15 protein-coding genes are annotated in these 20,064 nt (G+C 63.1%); 8 read left to right on the forward strand and 7 right to left on the reverse strand.

The window, feature by feature from the left end; genetic code table 11:
* Positions 1-80 precede the first annotated feature (80 nt).
* A complete protein-coding gene (locus BMZ38_RS07595; RefSeq protein ID WP_091336011.1) occupies positions 81-986 on the forward strand; it encodes an AraC family transcriptional regulator in 906 nt (301 codons plus the stop codon).
* A 562-nt stretch (positions 987-1,548) separates the two neighbouring features.
* On the opposite strand, the gene BMZ38_RS07600 is transcribed toward BMZ38_RS07595, so the two are convergent.
* Entirely contained in the window at positions 1,549-2,457 is a 909-nt protein-coding gene (locus BMZ38_RS07600; protein WP_091336014.1) for a DNA-binding protein, read from the reverse strand.
* Positions 2,458-2,566: 109 nt separating this feature from the next.
* Here BMZ38_RS07600 and BMZ38_RS07605 point away from each other — a divergent pair, with 109 nt between their 5' ends.
* A complete protein-coding gene (locus BMZ38_RS07605; RefSeq protein ID WP_091336016.1) occupies positions 2,567-3,649 on the forward strand; it encodes a site-specific integrase in 1,083 nt (360 codons plus the stop codon).
* An 81-nt stretch (positions 3,650-3,730) separates the two neighbouring features.
* Complete coding sequence (locus BMZ38_RS07610; RefSeq protein ID WP_091336017.1) at positions 3,731-4,831, forward strand: hypothetical protein; 1,101 nt, start codon at positions 3,731-3,733, stop codon at positions 4,829-4,831.
* A gap of 153 nt (positions 4,832-4,984) precedes the next feature.
* On the opposite strand, the gene BMZ38_RS07615 is transcribed toward BMZ38_RS07610, so the two are convergent.
* Together BMZ38_RS07615 and BMZ38_RS07620 are read right to left on the reverse strand one after the other, a co-directional pair.
* On the reverse strand, positions 4,985-7,453 hold the full coding sequence (locus BMZ38_RS07615; RefSeq protein WP_091336020.1) for a nuclease-related domain-containing DEAD/DEAH box helicase: 2,469 nt from the start codon (positions 7,451-7,453) through the stop codon (positions 4,985-4,987).
* 183 nt (positions 7,454-7,636) lie between these two features.
* Positions 7,637-8,557 carry a helix-turn-helix transcriptional regulator gene (locus BMZ38_RS07620; protein WP_091336022.1) on the reverse strand — a complete coding sequence of 307 codons (921 nt, stop codon included), beginning with the start codon at positions 8,555-8,557 and terminating at the stop codon, positions 7,637-7,639.
* A 106-nt stretch (positions 8,558-8,663) separates the two neighbouring features.
* Here BMZ38_RS07620 and mblB point away from each other — a divergent pair, with 106 nt between their 5' ends.
* The 5 genes from mblB (at position 8,664) to BMZ38_RS07645 (ending at position 16,954) form a co-directional block, all read left to right on the forward strand.
* Positions 8,664-9,848 carry an anti-phage 6A-MBL system MBL-fold protein gene (gene mblB / locus BMZ38_RS07625; RefSeq protein WP_091336024.1) on the forward strand — a complete coding sequence of 395 codons (1,185 nt, stop codon included), beginning with the start codon at positions 8,664-8,666 and terminating at the stop codon, positions 9,846-9,848.
* Positions 9,835-12,099 (forward strand): anti-phage 6A-MBL system cap2_3 protein, encoded by a 2,265-nt coding sequence (gene cap2-3 / locus BMZ38_RS07630; protein WP_091336026.1) that lies wholly within the window; start codon positions 9,835-9,837, stop codon positions 12,097-12,099. The genes mblB and cap2-3 overlap by 14 nt, the downstream gene beginning before the upstream one ends.
* Before the next feature lie 109 nt (positions 12,100-12,208).
* On the forward strand, positions 12,209-13,273 hold the full coding sequence (locus tag BMZ38_RS07635; protein ID WP_091336028.1) for a ComEC/Rec2 family competence protein: 1,065 nt from the start codon (positions 12,209-12,211) through the stop codon (positions 13,271-13,273).
* On the forward strand, positions 13,270-14,136 hold the full coding sequence (locus BMZ38_RS07640) for a hypothetical protein (RefSeq protein ID WP_175483716.1): 867 nt from the start codon (positions 13,270-13,272) through the stop codon (positions 14,134-14,136). Before BMZ38_RS07635 ends, BMZ38_RS07640 begins: the two co-directional genes overlap by 4 nt.
* Positions 14,137-14,359: 223 nt before the next feature.
* Positions 14,360-16,954 carry a tetratricopeptide repeat protein gene (locus BMZ38_RS07645; RefSeq protein ID WP_139202409.1) on the forward strand — a complete coding sequence of 865 codons (2,595 nt, stop codon included), beginning with the start codon at positions 14,360-14,362 and terminating at the stop codon, positions 16,952-16,954.
* 142 nt (positions 16,955-17,096) lie between these two features.
* On the opposite strand, the gene BMZ38_RS07650 is transcribed toward BMZ38_RS07645, so the two are convergent.
* From BMZ38_RS07650 to BMZ38_RS17545, 4 genes are all read right to left on the reverse strand, one after another.
* Positions 17,097-17,807, reverse strand: coding sequence for an SseB family protein (locus BMZ38_RS07650; RefSeq protein WP_091336032.1), 711 nt, complete (start codon positions 17,805-17,807; stop codon positions 17,097-17,099).
* Entirely contained in the window at positions 17,804-18,079 is a 276-nt protein-coding gene (locus BMZ38_RS17540) for a YlcI/YnfO family protein (RefSeq protein ID WP_139202408.1), read from the reverse strand. Before BMZ38_RS17540 ends, BMZ38_RS07650 begins: the two co-directional genes overlap by 4 nt.
* Before the next feature lie 205 nt (positions 18,080-18,284).
* Positions 18,285-19,061: a hypothetical protein gene (locus tag BMZ38_RS07655; RefSeq protein WP_091462050.1), complete on the reverse strand. Its 777-nt coding sequence runs from the start codon at positions 19,059-19,061 to the stop codon at positions 18,285-18,287.
* 39 nt (positions 19,062-19,100) lie between these two features.
* A complete protein-coding gene (locus BMZ38_RS17545; protein WP_139202407.1) occupies positions 19,101-19,991 on the reverse strand; it encodes a DUF6216 family protein in 891 nt (296 codons plus the stop codon).
* Positions 19,992-20,064: the final 73 nt, after the last annotated feature.

Consider the following 20,064-nt stretch of genomic DNA (forward strand, 5'->3'; position numbering starts at 1 on the left):
GGGTGACGTGTCCACGATAGGCGCCGGCCCCAGGATCATCTACCATAGAAGGTCCATATTTTATTAGCTATAGTCCAATCGTGGCCGATCCACTCTCCGAAGTCGTCACGCTGCTTCAGCCCGAAGCCGCTTTTTCCAAGGTGGTCAACGGTGCTGGCCGGTGGCGGGTGCGCCGCACCGAGCTTGGGCGGCCGTTCTATTGCGTGGTACTTGAAGGCTCCTGCCGGCTTGCCGTGGAAGGGCACGAACCGCTGGTGCTCCAAGCTGACGATTTCGTGCTGATCCCCGCCGCGCATAACTTCGCGACCTCGAGCATCGACCCGCCGGATGACGGCCCGGAGGCGCCACCCTTTGTCCATCCCAACGGTGAATTCCGCCTCGGCACGCTCGAAGGGGCGCCGCAGGTGCGCATGATGGTCGGCTACTGCGCCTTCGGCTCGCCGGATGCTGACATGCTGGTTTCGCTGTTGCCGCAGCTGGTGCACGTGCGCGGCGAGCATCGGCTCGCCACGCTGGTGCAATTCGTGAACGAGGAATCGCGCGGACAACGGCCCGCCCGCGAGTTGATCCTTACACGCCTGCTGGAAGTGCTGCTGATCGAAGCGCTGCGATCCACCGCGGGGACCGCTGCGTCGCCCGGATTGCTGCGCGGCCTGGCCGACGCACGCCTCGCTGTCGCGATAAGACGCATGCATGAAATGCCAATGCGCCCATGGACGGTGGCGCACCTGGCGAAGGAGGCAGCGCTTTCGCGCTCGGCGTTCTTCGAGCGTTTCAACCGCGCCGTAGGAGTGACGCCCATGGAGTACCTGCTGGCCTGGCGGATGGCATTGGCCAAGAAGCTGCTGCGCAACCAGGGCGTCGCTATCGCGGACGTCGCCCGGCGTGTTGGCTACGGCTCAGCGAGTACCTTCAGCGTTGCCTTCAGCCGCCACGTCGGCATGCCGCCTGCACGCTATGCACGCGAACAGTTGTCGGCCCCATGATGTAGTGGACGCGGGAGCACGCTCGTGTTTTGGCGCGGCGTTGGCTACAGCAGGGAAACACGAGGTCGGTGCGGAAAGTCTTGAAGTTATCGAGGGCGGGGCGGGCGTTACTCTCAATCCGTGAGCCACGGAACGCAGCCGCTCCTTGGCGACGAGTTGCGTTTGCAAGGGCCGCTGGTGGCAGTCTTGGCACCTCGGTGCGTCCCCGACTCGTAGCCGCTACCCAGCGGAGGAGTGAAGGCTTCGCGCCCACCGCGTGTGATTTGACATAATAGACATTATGCGCACTTGTTGCTGCTTCTGGCCCTTGGCATGGCTGTCGTCGCCCACTTAACCATGTCCACCGACCAGCTAACCCTGTCCACCCGCGTAACCGTGTCATGTATTTCTTCAATTGACGCTTAGGGCTTGATCTCGGTCCGTGATCAGTAGCTATTTGCTCGATGTGGCGAACAATCTCGGTCGTATCTGTGTCAGGTGGCCGACCAGTTAACTAGGTCCACCGCTTAACCAGGTCCACCGCATAAACGTGTCCACCATTGCACGCCTTAGATTCCGGTGCTCATCGGGTTCGTGGTTTCGAGCGGCCGGGCCGCGCCTTGGCATCCGTGGCTGCCTTGCGACGGCCAGCGATGGCCGGCCTTGCTGCGGTTCGGGCCTTGGTGAGGGCCTTTTCCAAAGCAGTCACCTGGCCTATATACCCGGCAAGATCCTGCTCGACCTGACGCAACTGCTCGCGCAACCCATCGCGCTGCGTCTGCAGCGCCGCCACCGCGTCGCGATGGGAGTGGTCGGACGTCTCGTACTGTTGGCGCCAGTGCTTGGCGTCTTGTCGAGCGCGGTCGATCTCCTGATGCGCGTGGTCTTCGACGCCACGCACGTAGGCCTCTTGGCGCGCTCGTTCTGCCTGGAGCGACACCTGGTGCTCGTCCAGCTGCGTGCGCAGCGCTTTAATCTCGCTCGCCTGAGCGTCGCACGCCGCCTGCAGTCGGTCGCGTTGTTGCACCAGATCGGCTCGCATTGCGTGGCTGTCCTGCAATTGAGCATCCAGGGTGGCACAGGCGTGTTCGGCCAGGTCACGGGCGGCGCGGGCCTGAGCCAGCTCGGCGGCTGCGGCCTGCAGCTGGGCGTCCCACGCTGCGCGTTCCTGCGCGAGCGCTTCCCGGGCCGCGGTCAAGTCGGCGTGGGCTTGCGTCCAACCCGCCTGGGCATGGGTCTCGGCGTGAGCCAACGCTACGCGCCAGAGCGCGACGGCCGCCTCCCCGACCTCCGCCGGTACCTCCGGGAGCGTGAGCACCTCCTTTAGCCGTTGCGCCAAGGTGCCGCGCCAGGCCTCAAGCATGCGTGTGACGGTATTGGGCGAGCCAGTGCCCAGGTACTGGCGCACCCGTTCGACGGTGGGTTTCTCGCCGGCGGCCACCAGCGCGTCGGCGGCGGCGTTGACTTGGTCTTGGGTGATGCCTTTGGGCATGGGATATGTCTCCTCGATCGGTGCCCTACCCGCTTGGCTTTCTACGGCCGATAAGGGATAGTTATCGGCACTAGAAGCCCTATTTCGTGTTATTTCGTACATAGTACATATGAAATCAAACGCGGTGGTACCTGTCCCCGACACGCTGCCCGCGCTGCAGCCGGCCGTGCTCGCCGAGCAGGCCGCCGCCGCGGTGCGCGAGCTCCTGGCCGAAGCGGCTGCCGCCAACACCCAGCGCAGCTACGCCACCGCCCTGCGCTACTGGGCCGCCTGGTTCCAGGGCCGCTACGGTGAGCCGTTTGTCTTGCCGCTGCCCGAGGCCACCGTGGTGCAATTCCTGGTCGACCACCTGGCCCGGCGCGGCAAGGCGGGGCTGAGCTGGGAGTTGCCCGCCGCGCTGGACACTCAACTGGTCGCGGCCAAGCTCAAGCAGCGTCCCGGGCCGTTCAAGCTCAGCACGGTGGTGCACCGGATCGCCGTGCTCTCGACAGCCCATCAGCTGAAGAAACTGGCCAACCCGTGCGAGGCGTCGGCGGTACGCCACCTGCTGGCCCGGGGGCGCCGCGCCGCGGTCAAGCGCGGCGAACGACCGCGCAAGAAGACCGCGATTACCAAGACCGAGCTGGCCGCCTTGGTGGCCACCTGCGATAGCTCGCTCGAGGGCTTGCGCGATCGCGCCCTGCTCTACTTCGGTTTTGCCAGCGGCGGGCGACGGCGCAGCGAGATTGCCGCGGCGGATCTGGGCGATCTGCGGGCGCTGCCCGAGGGCGGTTACGTCTACCGGCTGGAGCACAGCAAGACCCAGCAGGCCGGTCCGAGCGCCACCTCGACGCCGGACAAGCCGCTCCTGGGCGTGGCGGCCGCCGCGCTCACCGCCTGGCTCACCGCCAGCGGGCTGACCGAGGGGCCGATCTTTCGGCGGCTGTGGGGCAGCCGGATCGGGCCGGGCCTCTCGCCCAAGGCGGTGGCCACCATCGTGCAGCGGCGGGCGCGTCAAGCCGGGCTGGAGGGTGACTTTGCTGGGCACAGCCTGCGCTCGGGCTTTGTCACCGAAGGCGGGCGCCAAGGGATCGCCCTACCCGCGCTGATGGCGATGACCGAACACCGGTCGGTGGCCAGCGTTGTGGGTTACTTCCAGGCCGGCGGCGTAGCCAGCAATCCCGCCGCCCGGATGCTGGAGGACGGCGAATGATGTTCCAGTACCGCCGCGCCATCTGCACCCCGGCGTGCCGGTAGCGCGCGCTGTCCCCTCTTTGATGTCCAAGGAAGCCCGATGGCCGCTGTCAGCAATTCAATCGTGCACCTGGTCATGCGATTCGGTGATACCGTGCTGTCTTATGGTACCGGTTTGTTGTACGAACGCCTCGGCCAGTTTTTCATTATCACCGCTTGGCACAACGTCACCGGCCTCCATTCGGAGACCTTGCGTCCCTTAAACAAACACCTAGCCATACCGGACAATATTGTCGCGAGCATCGTGGCGGTATGGCCGGGCATGGGGAGCGGCCGCCTTCCCTTGACCCTGCCGTTGGCGGATGAAGAGAAGGCGCTCTTTTATATACATCCGGTGAACTGGCCACGGGTCGATGTGGTCGCCATTCCTTTTGACCCTGCCGCCGAGCATTCGTTGGAGGGGGTGTTGTCGAACGGAGAGGTGATGCGCGAGGGTATCCGCCTCGCTGCCGCCAGCGGACCAGCGGCTGAAATCTGTCCGGTGCAGAGATATTTGGTGCCGGATCACGTAGCCACGGCGTGGATCAACGACGTAGACGTGACCGAGGAACTGTTTATCCCCGGTTACCCGCTCAACATTCAGAGCCATCTGGCCGAGCCGGTATGGAAGCGGGCGACGGTTGCATCTTCCGTCCAGGCCGGTTGGAACGGTGAGCGCAAATTCCTCATCGACAGCGCCTCGCAAAGCGGCATGTCTGGAGCACCGGTCGTGTACTACAACGCAAAGGGCGTGGTACGCATTGGGGGCATGACCATGCACCTTGATCGCGAGGCCGCCATTCTGGCAGGCATCTATGTGGGCAGGATGGGCGTGCGAAACGATCGCGATCCGCAAATCGGCACGGTATGGCACGCCAGCGTGATCGACGAGATCATCGACGGACGGTGCCACGAGCACTTGGCTGCGGAAATCGAGCTCACCAACAGCGCACTGGAAGCCGCCGTGGTGGAGTCACTACGCACGTGCTCACGGGAAGGACTGGAAAACCTCAACAACCCCCAAATGCGCTCCAGGTTTTATGTCCAACACGAGGTCTTAAAAAGAATTAGCGGGCGCGCCAAGCCGCAGCGCGTGCTTGACGCGGTGGTCGACATGGCGCAGCGCTACAAGGGGCCCTTGGTGCCCGACGAGGGTGTGTAGCCGGCAATGGATCTGACCAACGGGTCCCAGCTTGCGGAGCGCGCTTCCAGCGCAGATGAGCTTCTTCCCAAGCGTCCACCAGGCGGTGGACCGGGCATGGGCAATCGATGTACCGGCGTGCTCACAACTCTCGATTTGATCGGGAACTTCTGCTTACCTCGGTGTGATGGCATAGATCCCCTTCACCACCTTGCTCAAATGTCCCCGTTTGTACGCCACGCCGAACGCGGCCGCAAAATCGCGCTGCCATTGTTCTAGCGTCAAGCCCTTTGGCGGCAAGTAGCGCGCATAGAGGTCTGCGGCGATACGTCGAACCTCTAATTTCCGATGGGGAGGCCACAGGTTGATCCACGAGTACATGAAACCGACAGCCGCGTGATACGAGACGCGCCCTCCACCGATCTGTCCAAGGCCTGCCAGGTCGTGGTGGGCGCTGCGCGCAGCAAACGACCACGCGGCCCCGGCTGCGAGGGATAGCGGGAGCGACTTTTTTTCGACCTCGCTCAGTGCTTTTGGATCGTCCGCCATCACGAGGGGATCGACCCTTCGCAGCTCAAGGACAGTTTGATTAGGCAGTGGGACTGGCGCTGCGTGATTTCGACTGCATAAAGAACATTCCCAGCACTCTTCACTTGACAGTGGGTTGAGGCGTTGGGGCGTGATAAACGAGCAGCGCTGACACAACCGCACTCGGTGCGGTGAGCCACCCGGGCTCTCCCGTGCGACGTCGCGCACAGGCGATGCCATCCAAATGTCGCGCAAGGAAGCCCCGATCCAGTAGTAGATGGGCCATGGGTAGTGGGATGCCAAATAGTCGATCCAAAACTGGGACAAATCCCCCTGCGCGACAAGCAGCCAAGCCCCCCATTCCGGTAACCACGCGATCTGAGCGCTTAGGAGGCCGAGCCACTGTAGTTCGAAGTGTCCTCGAAGGATTTCGCCGGTGTGGGCCTCCAGACGCGCCGCTTCGGCTTGCGCGCTGTTGCCTGGCATGGCCAATAGCGTTTGCTGGAAAAGGCTGTCCACGCCGTCGGCTCCCTTCACGCCCAACACCTCGGCGTCATAGAGCGCGATGCACAGCGTCGTAGCGCGGGAATACGCACAAAAGAGTTCCGCATCGTCCATCTGCTCGGCATGCAGCACGATCACGACCGGCGCTTCCAACCCACGGAAGCGGGAGACCGAGTAGAAGCGAACCGGTGCGGCTTCATCGTTCGATGCAATCCACCCGTATTTTTCCAACACCACAATCTCCGACTCCGGCACTCCCTTCTCAGCAAGCATGTCCAAGGTTCGGTGCAAGGCCTCGGGCATGCCCACAACTAACACCTCTTGCAAGGTGTCCGCCTCAATGTCACGCGGCGTGGTGAGCTGGTAATCCGGCCGTCTAACCCCTCTAAGCCGTCGGTAAACGGCGCCAGGTGCGCGCAGGGCAATCGTGAGACCAAACGGTTTCGGCACGCCGAGGGATCGGCAAAGTTGCGCGAGGGAAACGCGCTCTTCCTCGAAGGCAAACACTTGCGTTTCGTCGCAGCACGCCACCAATTGGCGATCAGCGTGCCAGGTGCTCAACCATTGAATCCAAGCCAGCCGGAACGTTTGCGCTTCGTCGATCAGGATGGTATCGAAGGGTTCGAGCTCCCCTTGCGAGGCAGCGTGCTGAATATCTTCCACACAGCCCTGCTCCAGCCAGCCTGTGTCCCGTTCCCCTCCCCCTTTTGGTCTCCCAGCAGCAGATCCGCAGAACGCGTGCCAAGTGGCCACCTTGAGCCGCTTATGACGTCCGAGCTGCCTCTGAATGAACTGCGCAAGAAGCGTATTGAAGGTTAGGACCAACACCCGTTGGCCGTTCTGGAGCAGACGCCTGGCGCTACCCATCAGCAGGAGGGTTTTTCCTGTGCCTGGCCATCCTGTGATCACCATCGAGCGGCCGACCACAATGTCGTCAATCACGGAGGACTGCTCGGGGGTCAGACGCAGCCACGTTTTGTCATCCCAAACCACCCGCGCGCCCCACGACGGGGTGCCATCGAAGGCGGGGCATATGGCGCTGACCAGTGCACGCATCCGCGCCTCGCCCAACGGCGGATTGCGCAGTGCCCCGCGCCAATAGGTCATGATCTCCACGATCCGCCGACCAATCTGTGGCAAGTCGGGTCGGTCGATTACGATCGTTTGCGGGGGCTCAACGCTGAGATCGGTTAGCCCCGGACTCGTCACCTGACCCTCGAAGTCGCTGTGCGGAAACGCCAGCGCGTAACCGATCCGCAGGTAGATGCCAGGCCGACCTCCCAGCCACCTCGCCAGCCCATGCGTACTGGCTCGTACTTGCTCGAGCGCGCGGGTTTGTGTCCCCGATTCGATGTGCACGAAGGCCACACCCTGCACGCTGTGCGCGCCGCCCTTCACCTCAATCGCGAGTACGCCCAGCGCCGCGTGCACCACCAGAAAGTCGATTTCGCCGGTGACCGCTTTGACGCCGCTAATCTCTCGGACTGCGGCGCTCAGCCACGGGAGGCTGTGGATGACCGTGAAGTCGTCGTCCAACTGCTTTCTGATGAGGTGATAGACCTCCTGTTCCGCGTGACTGGCCTTGGGAGCCGGTCCACAGTTGGGAATCATTACGGCCAAACTCGCTCTCCTGCCAACACGTCCGAAGGGATCCGCTTGAGCATTCCCTCCGCTTTGCGGGATGTACCTTCATCAACCAAACACCGCTGCCATCTGTCACCGTAGGGGTGTGCCGTTGGCGCTCTTCCAGCTACTACTCGCGGTGTGCGACCAGGCGGCCTTGCGACACGATGCCTATGGGTGGGGCGCTGCATGGGATACGTCGGCGTCGTGAGTCAATTGAGGCAGATAGGGAACAAGGGCCTCGCGATTCACCAACACGATCTGCTGCTCCGTGGCAGGTAGCGCCGATGGCGTGGCCAGGCCCAGGCGCTTGAGAAGGTAGTAGGCCAGGGCCTGGCGCGTGGGAACTGTAAGCTGGTTGTTTTCCATGCCGTAGTCCAACGCAATGGCACGGCGGGGACCTTCGGCCAACGCGGGGTGCGGCGCAATCACCACATCCAGCATGCGATGCCAGGCTTCATCGTGGGCGAGGGTTCGGTCCGATCGGTCCCCAATCACCATGCTCAGGATGCGAGCAAACACAAAATCCCGATACGCGTTGCGCAAGTGACAGTACCCACGCATGTGCCACCGATAGCCGTCGTAAGCAAAAGCCGTGGGACTGACGATCCGTTCAGTCGGTTCCGGCCGGCTGACGGCTTGGTAGCCGATCACTAGTTGGCGTCCCTCTCGTATGGCCGTCAGCGCGAGCCGCAGATGCGGTGCGGCCACCGTTCGGGTCGGGTGCCGCACCACATCGGCTGGGGGCGCCGTGCCGATAAAGCTGACGTCGGGCAACAAGACGCCGGTCGTCAGAGCATAGAGTTCGGCCAGGTAGCGCCCGCTGCTCGCGTCGACAAAAAGCGGCCGAAAGGTCGGCAACGCCACGTAGGTCTTTTGGGACAAGTCGTACTCGGTGTTGCCCGGGGCCAGTTCCATGTAGCGCGCCAGATCCAGCGATGCCTGGGGAATGGAGATCCCGAAGAAATCGGTCAGGGCAGTCCGGTTCAGACGCCCCTCCCAGGTAAGCCGGTGATCGATGAACTCCAAGCGCCTGTCCTGACCCCAGCGTCCCCTGCGGGCGGTCGGCTTGTCGATCTCTTTGTGTTTCATGCGCTTACCGTGTGAACGTGATTTCACGCATAGTAACTATACGCGTATAGAAATTAGCTGTATACTGAACGTACACCCTAGGGCCTGCCTGCCGGAAGGATCACCAATGAGCGCCATGATCACCTTTTTCCCCGTCGGCTGTGGCGACATGGCGCTGGTCCGCCTCGCCGATGAGCCGGCCACCCACATCCTGATCGACGTGAACATCCGCGGCGCCGCGGATGATCCGGACGACCCCATCCGCGACGTGGCGGCGGATCTACGCGCACGGCTCCCGCGTGATGACCGCGGCCGACCGTATGTGGACGCCTTTCTGCTCAGTCACCCGGACAAGGACCACTGCACCGGGCTGCAGAACCACTTCCACCTGGGTCCGATCGCGGATTACCCCGACGATAAGGCGCCCGATCATCTGAAGAAAATCGTCATTCGCGAGATCTGGTCATCGCCGATGGTCTTCCGGCGCGCCTCGCGAACGCACACGTTGTGCGAGGACGCCAAGGCCTTCAACCGGGAAGCCAAGCGCCGTGTCCAGCGTTTCAAAGAGGGGCTGCCGCTGATCGATGGCGAGCGGGTGTTGATCCTGGGCGAGGACGAAAACGGCAAGACCGATGCGCTGACGGCGATTCTCGTACGGACGGGCAACACCTTCAGCGCGATCAACGGGCGGGCCAACAGCTATTTTCAGGCCCACTTGCTCGGCCCGCTGCCCCGGCAGCCGGAGGACGACGAAGCGCTCCTCTCGAAGAACCACTCCAGCACCGTGCTCAACATGCGGCTGGCGTCGTCGCTGCTCCGGCAGGATAGCTGCCACTTCCTCACCGCCGGTGATGCCGAAGTGGCCATCTGGGAGCGCCTGTGGCGCCGCTATCAGGCCACTCCGGAGGTCCTGGCCTACGACGTCTTGTTGGCGCCCCATCATTGTTCATGGCATTCACTCTCCTACGACAGCTGGTCAGCCTTGCGCGAACAGGCGAAGGTGGCCCCGGACGCCCGCTCGGCGCTGGCACAGGCCAAGTTCGGGGCGCTGATCATTGCCAGCTCCAAACCCATCCAGGACGACGATTGCGACCCGCCCTGCATCCGTGCTAAGCATGAATATCAGTCCATCCTGTCCCGCCCGGGCGGCCTGTTCCTGTGCACCGGGGAAGAGCCCAATAGGTCTGCCCCCGAGCCCTTGGAGATCGAAATCACGGCGGCGGGCGCGAAGAAGAAGACCGCACGTGCGCGGGGCGTAGCCGCCGTGGCCGCCGCGGCGGCTCCGCGAGCGGGGACGCATGGGCTTCGTTGAGTGGGGCGAGCTGATCCCGGGAGCGGCCTCGGATCAGTTGTTAGAGCCGCCCCTCGAGGCGCTGGTGCGCGCCTGTACCGAGCATCCCGATGTGGAGATGGTCGAGCTGCGGCGCGTGCCGGGCGATCCCCCAGGTCTAGCTATCGTGGTGGACGCGGGCGATGGCACGGTAGCGCCCGGAAACACGGTCGGCATCTTGCGCCGCGAACGGCTCGCCTTGGTGTACAGACCGGCGGCCGCGATGCCGTTCGAAGTGCGTGCGCTACGCCGCGACTTTCCCGAAACCTTGCATCAACATTCGGTCGCTGCGGACGAGCCTCGCTCCTTGTGCCTATATGACCAGCCATGGTCCGCGCTCGAGCGCTCCTGGACGGCGGGCAAGTTTCTGACCCGAATGCTGCAGTGGCTTGAGCGAACGGCCGATGGCTCCCTTCATGCCGACGATCAAGCACTGGAACAGTTGTTTTACGACGCCGGTGTCCACCTGGTTCTGCCTGCGGTCTTCCGCAGCGTCACCGCCCTTCCCGACCCATGCCTGCGGTTGCGCCTAGCCCACCAAGGGCCACCGCACACGACCCTAATCGGGTCGTTTGGCTCGGACCATGGACCTTCCTCGCCGGGGCTTGCGTTCGTACCGCTGCTCTGCGAGGTCCCGGGTGTTGCGCACCCGCCGATCCAGTCCCCACCCCGTTCTCTGGGCGAACTGCAGGCGCGGCTGGAACAAGCTGACTCGTCATTGTTTCCTGCCCTGGCGGATGCCATCCGGCAGGCAGCCAAGGACGGACTCACTCCCGCCAGGGAGTACGCAAACGCACATGTACTGCTGCTCGTGCGTGTGCCCCGGCTACGGGCGGGAGATGTTGAGCGTGTTGATGTTGTCGGCTTCCTGCTTCAAGGCGATATCGCCGGGTTGGGGCTTCGCTTGGGTGTCCTGCATCAGGTGCAGCCCGGAGGAGCGGCGTTTGCGTTCGCGACGATGCATTCCGAGCTCCAAGAGCCGGCGACCAGGGACGAGGCATGGCGATCGCTCGCCCTGGATCCAATCCATATCCGTTACCGCGTCGATACCTGTACGGCCCGCCTGTTGTCCGGCTTGGCCAGCTTGGACGAGGGGCCGCGAGGAGTGCTGGCCGGCCTTGGGGCCTTGGGGAGTGCGTTGGCGGACCTCTGGGCGCGTGAAGGATGGGGGCGCTGGCACCTGGTCGACCCTGACATCGTCGAGCCTCATAACGTGGTGCGCCACCTCGCCAGAGACCCGCACATCGGGTTGCCCAAAGTCGCCGTGGTCAAAGCCCTAACGCAGGACATCCTTGGGGAGCCTTGTGACACCGAAGCCATTCAGGCGAGCGCCAACGCGCAAGACAATGCGGCCTTGCAGCGTGTCCTCGCAGGGGCCGATTTGCTCGTGGATGCCACCACCACACTGGACGTGCCACGGGATTGGTCAGCCACCGACCTGCCACGTACTGCTTCGGTCTTCCTCACGCCCTCGGGGCGGGGATCGGCCTTGCTGCTTGAGGATCGCTTCCGTGCCACCCGTATGGCGGCCCTGGAGGCGCAGTATTACCGCGCCGTGCTACGCGAACCCTGGGGCGCCGAGCATCTGCAACTCCAGGGCGCGGTGCGTGTAGGAGCGGGGTGCCGTGATCGCTCATTCGTGATCTCGGCCGCGCAGATCGTCTTGCACGCGGCCTTGCTGGATCAGGCAATACAGCGCTCGGTAGCCAACGACGCGGCCACCATCCACGTGTGGACGGCAGACCCGAACACCGGCGCGGTGGCATTCCACCAGGCGCCCGTGTTCGAGGGACGCCAGCAGGTGCTGGGTGGATGGACGATCTATTGGGATGTGGGCTTGGAATCGGATCTTGCGTCTATGCGCAAAGGCGCCCTTCCGCACGAAACAGGAGGCATCCTGTTGGGCGTGGTCGATCACAAGCTTCACACCATCCACTTGGTCGAGGCCTGCCCTGCGCCCAGCGACAGCCAGGCCACCCGTCACGATTTCATTCGTGGCACGCAAGGGGTCGTTCAAACACGCCAGGCCTGCCTTAACCGCACCCAGGGGCAGGTCGACTACGTGGGCGAATGGCACTCCCATCCCCCAGGGGTTGGAGCTACCCCAAGTACCACCGACGCCGAACTGCTCGGCCAGCTCGCCTGCGCGCTAGCGGCCGATGGCGTGCCCTCAGTCATGGTGATCGCTGGCGCGCATGGCGAGGTCAGTGTCGCCCTGGGCCAAGTGCTCTGATGCCCTGCCCGTGCGATGTCTAAAAGCTCTTTCGTGGGCAAGGTCTCCGTGAGACGTCTTGCCGGTTCAGAGGCGCTCGCCTCTACAGCAGCAAGTATGAGATGGGACGATGACTTACGCTTTCGAAATTGATTTCCTGCCCGTCGGCGACGGCGAGCATTGCGGCGACGCGATCGCGATGCGGTGGCGCGAGGGGGATACGCACCGTGTCCTGGTCTACGACGGCGGCACGGCGGAGTACGGCCGCAAGCTGGCTGAGCACATCGGCACGTACTACGGCACCGACCACATCGACTACCTGGTCAATTCCCATCCGGACAATGATCACGCCGCAGGGCTTGTCCACCTCGTGGAGAACCTCTCCGTGGGCGAGGTGTGGATGCATCGCCCTTGGGAGTACTCCACGCAGATTCGGCAGTACTTCCACGATGGACGCATGACCGACACCAGCCTGCGAGAACGCCTGCAGAAGAAAATGAGCGCGGCGTACCGCTTGGAGCACGCCGCGCTCAAGCGGAACATTCCCGTGTATGAGCCGTTCGCGGGCACCACGGTGGGCATCTTTCAGGTGCTATCGCCTGGCAGGACCCGCTACATCCATGAGCTGGTGCCGGCGTTTGAAAAGACGCCCCAACTTAAGGTGGAAAGCGTGCTGGAAACGGCCGAACGCATCACCATGGAAGACCAGAACAGCGCCTGGGAATCGGAGTACCTGCCAAGCAACGTCAGCACGAGCGCAGAAAACGAGAGCAGCGCCATTCTCTACGCGCACTACGACCGCCGGGGTTACCTACTGACCGGAGACGCGGGGGTGGCATCACTCGCGGCCGCTGCGGATTTCGCGGCAGCGCAAGGTATCCAGTTGCCGGCGCAACTTACGTTTGTCCAGATCCCCCACCATGGTGGCCGCCATAACGTGTCGACCGAGGTACTCAACCGCATTGTTGGCTGCCCTGTGCCTGAGACTAACCGGCCCACCCGCATGGCCTTCGTGTCCGCGTCCAAGAAGGCACCCAAGCATCCGAAGCGCTCCGTGACCAACGCCTTCATCCGTCGCGGCTTCCAAGTCGCGCAAACGAAGGGCACCCGCATACGATTTCGTGTGGGCATGCCTCCTCGTGAGGGCTACGGTGCGCTCAGCTACGTGCCCTTCGCTCAGGAGGGTGACGAATGACCCCTCGCCTGCCCAGCAATTGGATGACCAAAGCCGCCCTGGTGCTCGATCCCTACGAGCGCCAGGCACGTCTGTCGCCGGCGTTCCTATGCCTGGCGCCCGCCATGGTCATGGCCGTTGCCCTGTATTCAAGCCAGCTTTGGAGCCTTTGGAGCCTGGCCAGCCTCGCGGTCACCGTGGGCGTCATGTACCTGCTCGCTGATGTGGCGCGGAGCCTGGGCAAGGCGAAGGAAAAAAAGTTGTCGGCGCGTTGGGGCGGTCCGCCAAGCACCCAGGTGTTGCGCCACCGCAACGACGTGTTCGACGCGGTGACCAAAGGCCGCTACCACGCGTTTCTGGCGAAAAAGATCAAAACCGACTTCCCGTCGGCAGCAGACGAGCGGGCCAACCCGGCCGCTGCCGATGAGGTGTATACGGCTGGCTGCACCTGGTTGAGAGAGGCGACGCGAGATAAGAAGAAGTTCGCTCTTTTGTTCGGCGCCAACGTCAACTACGGGTACCGCCGTAATGGTTACGGGCTGAGGTGGCTCGGGTTAGGAATCTGCGGCGCCGTCATTGCTTGGACCTTCCTTCGGCACGGTCTTGTGGCATTCGAACAGCGCGTCGCTGCGGCTCCCGATCTGGAATCCGTTCTGAGCGCCGGGGAAGTGGCGACTGTGCTCACCGCGGTGTGCATGGCCCTCCTCTGGCTGCTGTATTTCACCCAGGGCAGGGTACGGCAAGCGGCGTTCTTCTACGCCGAACGTCTCATTGTCGCGTGTGAAGTGCTTCCCGCCCCCGCAAGAAAGGCGCCTGCAAGGAAGCCCAAACCGAAAAATGTGAACGGGCGCGCCACGACCAAAGGGACGTACAGGTCCGTTTAGCCTGGATTGAGGTGCAACGGCTGCTTTCACTCCTGGCACCCCAAGAGCAGCGCTCGGGCCGGCACCGCCCCTACGGCGAGGGATATGATCGGGTGCGGTGGTTGCCCCGTTCCTCTGGGAGGCGTCGGGGGTGATAACCGCCCGAACCTCGACCTGGATGGCCTTCGACGTGACGGATTATTCGCTGCAAGCCTGCCTCGATGCGTGGCGCCGCCGACGCCCGATGGGTGAGAAAAGCGGTACACCCGAGGAACAAGGGGATCACTACTTCTCCCGCGGCGAATTCGAAGCGGCGGCAGAGGCCTACGCAGCCTGTTCACCATGCACCGACCACGTCCGCGCAAAACGGGGGTGGTGTCTGGCGGCCTTGGATCAGTTCGATGAGGCCGAAGGCCTGCTAACGCCGGAAACGTGCGGCTCGAGTTCGTCGGAACTGGCGATGCTTGCCGTGGTTGTCGCAGGCGGTTGGGGGCGTCCGAAGTTGCGTGGCGGCTTCGGACCGAAAGGAGTGGAGGCGCGAGCCCGCAGCGAACAGGTGTCTCAGCTCGTGAAGCGTGCGCTCCAGGCCGACGAGCCGGCGTTGCTTGCCTTTTTTGCCTACAAAGACCTCAACGATTGGCACAACGACCGCGAAGCTGCGCTCGCCGTGGCTGAGCGAGCGCTAGGTCTATACAAGTCTCCCGCCATGCTTCTGTGGCGCGTCCTGCTTTTGCGCACATTGGGCCGACCGGAAGCGGCCGCGCTGGATACGATGTTCGATGAAATGCCCGAAGAGCCTTGGGATGACTACGTCGAAGAGGCGTTCGAGACAGCAATCGCACTATTCCGTTACGACCGCGCCCATGCCGCCTTGGATGTCTTCGACGGCAAGCTGTGCCGGGAGGACGATCCCACCTTCGCGATGGGCCTGACGCTATTGCGGGCCTATGTGGATTTTCGCCGTGCCGTGGCGGGCGCCCCCGACACCGCAGCTCTTGCGCTCCAATCTGTCGGCAGGGTGGCCGATCAGCTGCGCTCACTTGCTGACGAGCCGCGGCATGACACCCAAAGGCTAGTTCTCTTTGCTGCCAAACTGCACTTGGCACTTGCGGTCCACCTCAAAGATCAGGACGCCATTCGCAGGTCGGTCAGTTGGCTGATCGAAGCCTACTGGTCGGACGGAAGCGCAACGGAGTACTCCCCAACACACGAAATGATGTGGCTAAGTCGTTTGACTCACGAAGCCGACTTTGGCGCCGGATATCTCGATCCGCTGGTGGCAAACTCTCTGTCGACGAATGACCGCGTTCATTGGGAGCTACTCAACGCGTTGCGCACCATCATTTTTGTGAACGATGCCGACGCGGACGCCCGAGAAGTCATCGCCGCCTTCGGGTCCAGCCTTGCACCCGATTGGGCGGCCGGGACGGTCGCCAGCGTTCTGATGACCTCCGAGGAAGCTGACTTCTACGGCGCCGGCGAGGCGCTCGCTCAGCACTGCCTTTATGCCGAGCGAACGGCAGGCGCGTACGCGGAACTGGATGAGTTTGATTTCGACAAGCTCAGTGCTGAGCAACTGAGCGAATTGATGGAAGGGATTGCCGAAGGGTTTGCCTCGGGTGACTCCGAACAGCCCGGCAACGGAAAACTGTTGCTTGGAAAGTTGGCTACCGTTCTGTACGGGAAAAAGTGCTACGGGGAGCTCAAGCGCTTTGCCGACTTCGTTGCGGCGCGTACGGAAAACGACGAAAGCGCACTTTTCTATGGTGCCCTTGCACGCCACGAGCTGGGGGACTATGAGCAAGCGCGGGCCATGTATGAAGCGGTTCTCGATGAGAATCCTGATCATCGGTCTGCCTACTGGAACCTGGCCCTGGTCCACGCTGCCCGAGCCAACCCAGAGGCCATCGAGGCCATGCTGCCCGCACTCGAAGAGCGTGCCGGTGAGAGCGAGGAATGGAGCAAGACCCGCGACCACGTACGAGCCGCTCTCACGCGGGCCAAGCAACAGCAGGCCGCCACCGACAAGCAAGCTTTTGTTCGTCGAGAACTATCGGCCTTCCCTCCGCTTGGCCAACACCCGTTCAGTGCTGCGGAACTTTCCCTGGTGGAAGCCGCTTGCCTTCTTGCTTTGCTGCGCGCCAGTGAATTGGACCATTCCACATGGACGTTGACGCCGTTTGACAACAGCTCAATCCCCTTCGAGCCGACCGACCGCTTTTGCTCGGCACTGTTCGGCTTGGTCAGGAAAGGCATCATCCGAATCGCAGACTGCACGCCCCAGAGTGCCTTTGTGGTGGATGGGGGGACCCTCCGCTATCACCTTGGGCGCGTGCACTGGTTAGTGTCGCCTCACACGCTTGCCCTCCAGCGAGACCTCAGGGATCTGGCTCGAGGCGATTGGCCGGCTCATTGGAACTCCCACGCGGAAACGCTATCGAGAGATCTCGCGGTTGAAGAATGTGTTGCGTATATGGAGCACCTGGCTGACGAACGAAATCTCGACCCTCCCAATGCGACTGACGCACGTGCTCTTTTTAGGGAGTTGCTCGAGCATTGCTCCGTCGGCAAATGCTGGTATTACATCTACAGTGGCGTCCAATCGGCGAACGACTACCGTACGAAATTTCCGGTCTCGCGAGCACAGGTCACAGCGATGATGCTCAAGCGAACCCGCGAACGCGGCGAGATTGCCATCGCCAAAGGATGGGATACCCAGTACAGCCGCATTCGGGCATTGCCGCGCTCACACCTAAGCGCTGCACTCCATGACGTTCTCACCGGCTGGGGTGAACGCGCTTTCGAGGAGCTCATCCGGGCTCTCGACCACCCAGCCTAGCCCTGAGAGGGGCGCGACCAAAAGAAAACGGCCCCGCCAGAGCGGGGCCGTCACAAACCACGGCCGCGGTTCGCTACCCAACTTGTCGGCCACCACCGCGAGGGGACGCCTGACGTTCGGGGTGCTCCTACGAACGCCACACCTACTCTGCGCGGTAAAAGCAAGCTGAGCCCTCATAACAAAGCGGCTCCTCGAGGTCGTGGCACGTCAAGAGAAGTGGTAGCGCGAGCGAGAAGACGACGGGCTGCACGGCCGCAATGCATGCCCGTGTCACACGCTCCGCCGCCGCTTGGGGAACGACCAGGTCCACCAGCAGTGACGCCTCCTCCAAGTTGGACCCGCGGTGCACTTGGACCAAGTAGCCGGCCGTAATCAGCGGCTCCGTCGCGCAGTAAGCGGCGAGCACGGTGCGCAATGCTTCGGTGGGCACGCTGGGAGTAGCGATGCCCACTCTCTCATCCTCGGTCGTGTGCTCGGTGGTGAAACTGCCGATGGGTTGCCCGGCCAGCAACGCTGCGATTTCCTCCGGATAGAGGACGTAGCCCTCGTCGGTGGGATTGAGCATGAGAGTGGCGCCCCGGGTCAGCTCCAGGAGCTGGCGCGCGGGTAGTGCCTGCACCCCGACCTGCCCCAAGCCCGCAAGCTGGGCCTTGGCTTGGTCGCTGAAGAAGGGCAACACCATCTGCCCATTGTCCGGACGGGTGAACTGGAGAAGCTGCAGGCGTCCTGAGGGAGGCGGCGTGGCCGGAACGTGGACATAGACCGTTGCGTCCAGCAACGCGGTCAGGAACTGCTGCTCCGCAGCGGCACTGCGCTTGGCGGCTTCCGCGAAGTCTTGCAGCGTGGGAGTCACCGCTCAGGCCGCAAAGGATTGGCTGCCGACTGCAGAATGCCCTCCAGCCGAGCTAGGACGTCGCCGGCAGGAATGTAATGCCCGCTTTGTTGGGCATTGGCACTGGAGGCTATGGCTCGGCTCAGGAATTCGCGACGACATCGCCGATGCGCGAGCTGCCGCTGCGCGGCGGCGGTAACGAAGGATTGCAAGGACTCGCCCGGATGCAGTGCAGCCAAGATCTCCTGACGCAACGCATCATCCAGCCAGGCGAACGGGTCGGTGGGTGTCATAGGGAGCCTGCCGGTGGCTGTGGTCTTTCTCAGGCACTGCAGCCTAGCGCGATCCACTGCCCCGCGCAGCAGAAGAAGCGTCCTATGACGCTTGGACCTGCGCAGAATTACCCCCCCTGCTTGGATCCCCACGCGAACGCATCGGTCACGGGAACGGTACAGGACTGGCGGCCTGCTCTACCCGATGTGCCTTGGGTTACAAGGACTACGGACGTGGCCCGCGCGGCCGTGGTGGACTGAAGGGCGAGTCCGTATCAGCGTCATCCTCCACGGGCGAAACCGCGAGCGTGTTTTCGAATTTCTCGAATAAGGGCAGCAGCAGCGACTGGTAGTGCTCGTTCGCCTCGGCGAGTGACCACAGTGAGCTGACGAGCCCCTCTGCATCGTTGGGCCCAAAGCTCAATAGCTTGTCCGCGGCCGTGGAGTAGACAAGTGTCAGGGCGGCGTTCGTCCAGGCGCGGGGCCGGGTGACGCCAGCGCCGAGCAACCCGCCCAGTTCGCTGGCAACATTCGTCCCCTGCCCGGACTCCAGCCAGTGGAGGAGCGACGGATGCGACCGAGCGGGAACGCGGCCGGGCAACTGCGAAGGTAGCGCTCGGTGGATAGCCGCTAACGTGTCGAAGGGCCAACTTTGCGCTCGAAGTCGATCGTAATAGGTTAGATGCTCGGTTCCATTGAAGGCATAGGCGAGGGGCAATCCCGCATCTTCCAGCGCGAGGCAGGTGGCGTGCTGGGAAGCGTTGAAGCGCACGAGCGTGTAGTGCGGTACATCGAGAGCCTTGATCTCGAGCATGAGGATGCGTGCGTTGTCCAACACGCCCACCAGGTCAGCTGCGAAGCGGCCCGGACCGCCTCCCTGCTGGTTGGCGTAAGGCTCGAAAAATTGGGCGGTGATGCCACGGCGCTCGGCATACACTTCCAGCGAGGCGCGGATCGCGCCCTGCACCTCGTTCTCGCCTAGCTGCACGGGGAGATCAAACATGGCCTTGCCCAGCAAGGCAAGCGTGCACGTGTTTTGTCCTCATGAGCCCGTTACTCCAACCTCAACCGAGACGCCGGTCGACACCCCCGCCGGTTCCAGGGTGCGCTGTTCTTCCATAGGGGCCGAGCTTGAGGCGCGCCGCCGATCCAACCGTGCCCGCATGGCTCTGGCAGCCCTCGCGGTGGTGGATGCGCTGAAGGCCGGTACACCGTAACCCAAGGCGAGCGCGATGATAATGAGCAACGCGGTCCGTTGTTGACGGACCGTGGCGCGGATTTGCCGGGGCACGTTGCGATCGGTAAACCAGCGGCACACAGTAGCCACTTCGTTCGCTGGCAGGCCAACACGGGCGCCGATGGCCGTAGGAGCGCGCTGATCGCAGTCGGCCGGCCCGAAGTGCTCGAAGCTACCCCACCGGCTCGCATCGCTGGTTGCCAGCCAGATCATCGCCCCGCTTCCACCTCGCACGCTGACGAGCCCCCGGTCGGACAGCATAGTCAGGCCTGCCAGCATGGTGATGCCGGCACACGCGAGAAAAACCAGCGTCACAAAGACCAGCCATGCTTTGGAGGGTAGTCGAGGCACTAGCCCGGGTAACCGAACGTCGAAGTGATCACCACAACGGGCGACCTCACCCACCTCCTCTTCGTGCTCGTCGAGCCAGGCCAGCAATCGATGGGTATGTACCACTGTCGGGACACGTACACCGGTAACGACCCTGAACTGCATCAACGTGCTGCGTTGCGCGAGGAAGCCTTGGATAACTGGATCACCCGCTTGGGGTCGGCCTTGCACGAGGGACCACACGCGGCTCCGCAATACATGGTCGGAACCGCTACGTACGCGCAACCAAACTAGGACACTCAAGATGCCTGCGAGCTTCAAGATCGCAGGCACCCACGCCGGTAGGGTACTGAGTTGTTCGATCATGCCAATCGTCCTTGACGCAGCGCTTCCTTCCTATCGGCGAGGGCGGCAATTTCTTAAGAGCAGTGTGTTGGCA

This window comes from Frateuria terrea, from assembly GCF_900115705.1.
GTDB classification, from domain to species: Bacteria; Pseudomonadota; Gammaproteobacteria; order Xanthomonadales; family Rhodanobacteraceae; genus Frateuria_A; species Frateuria_A terrea.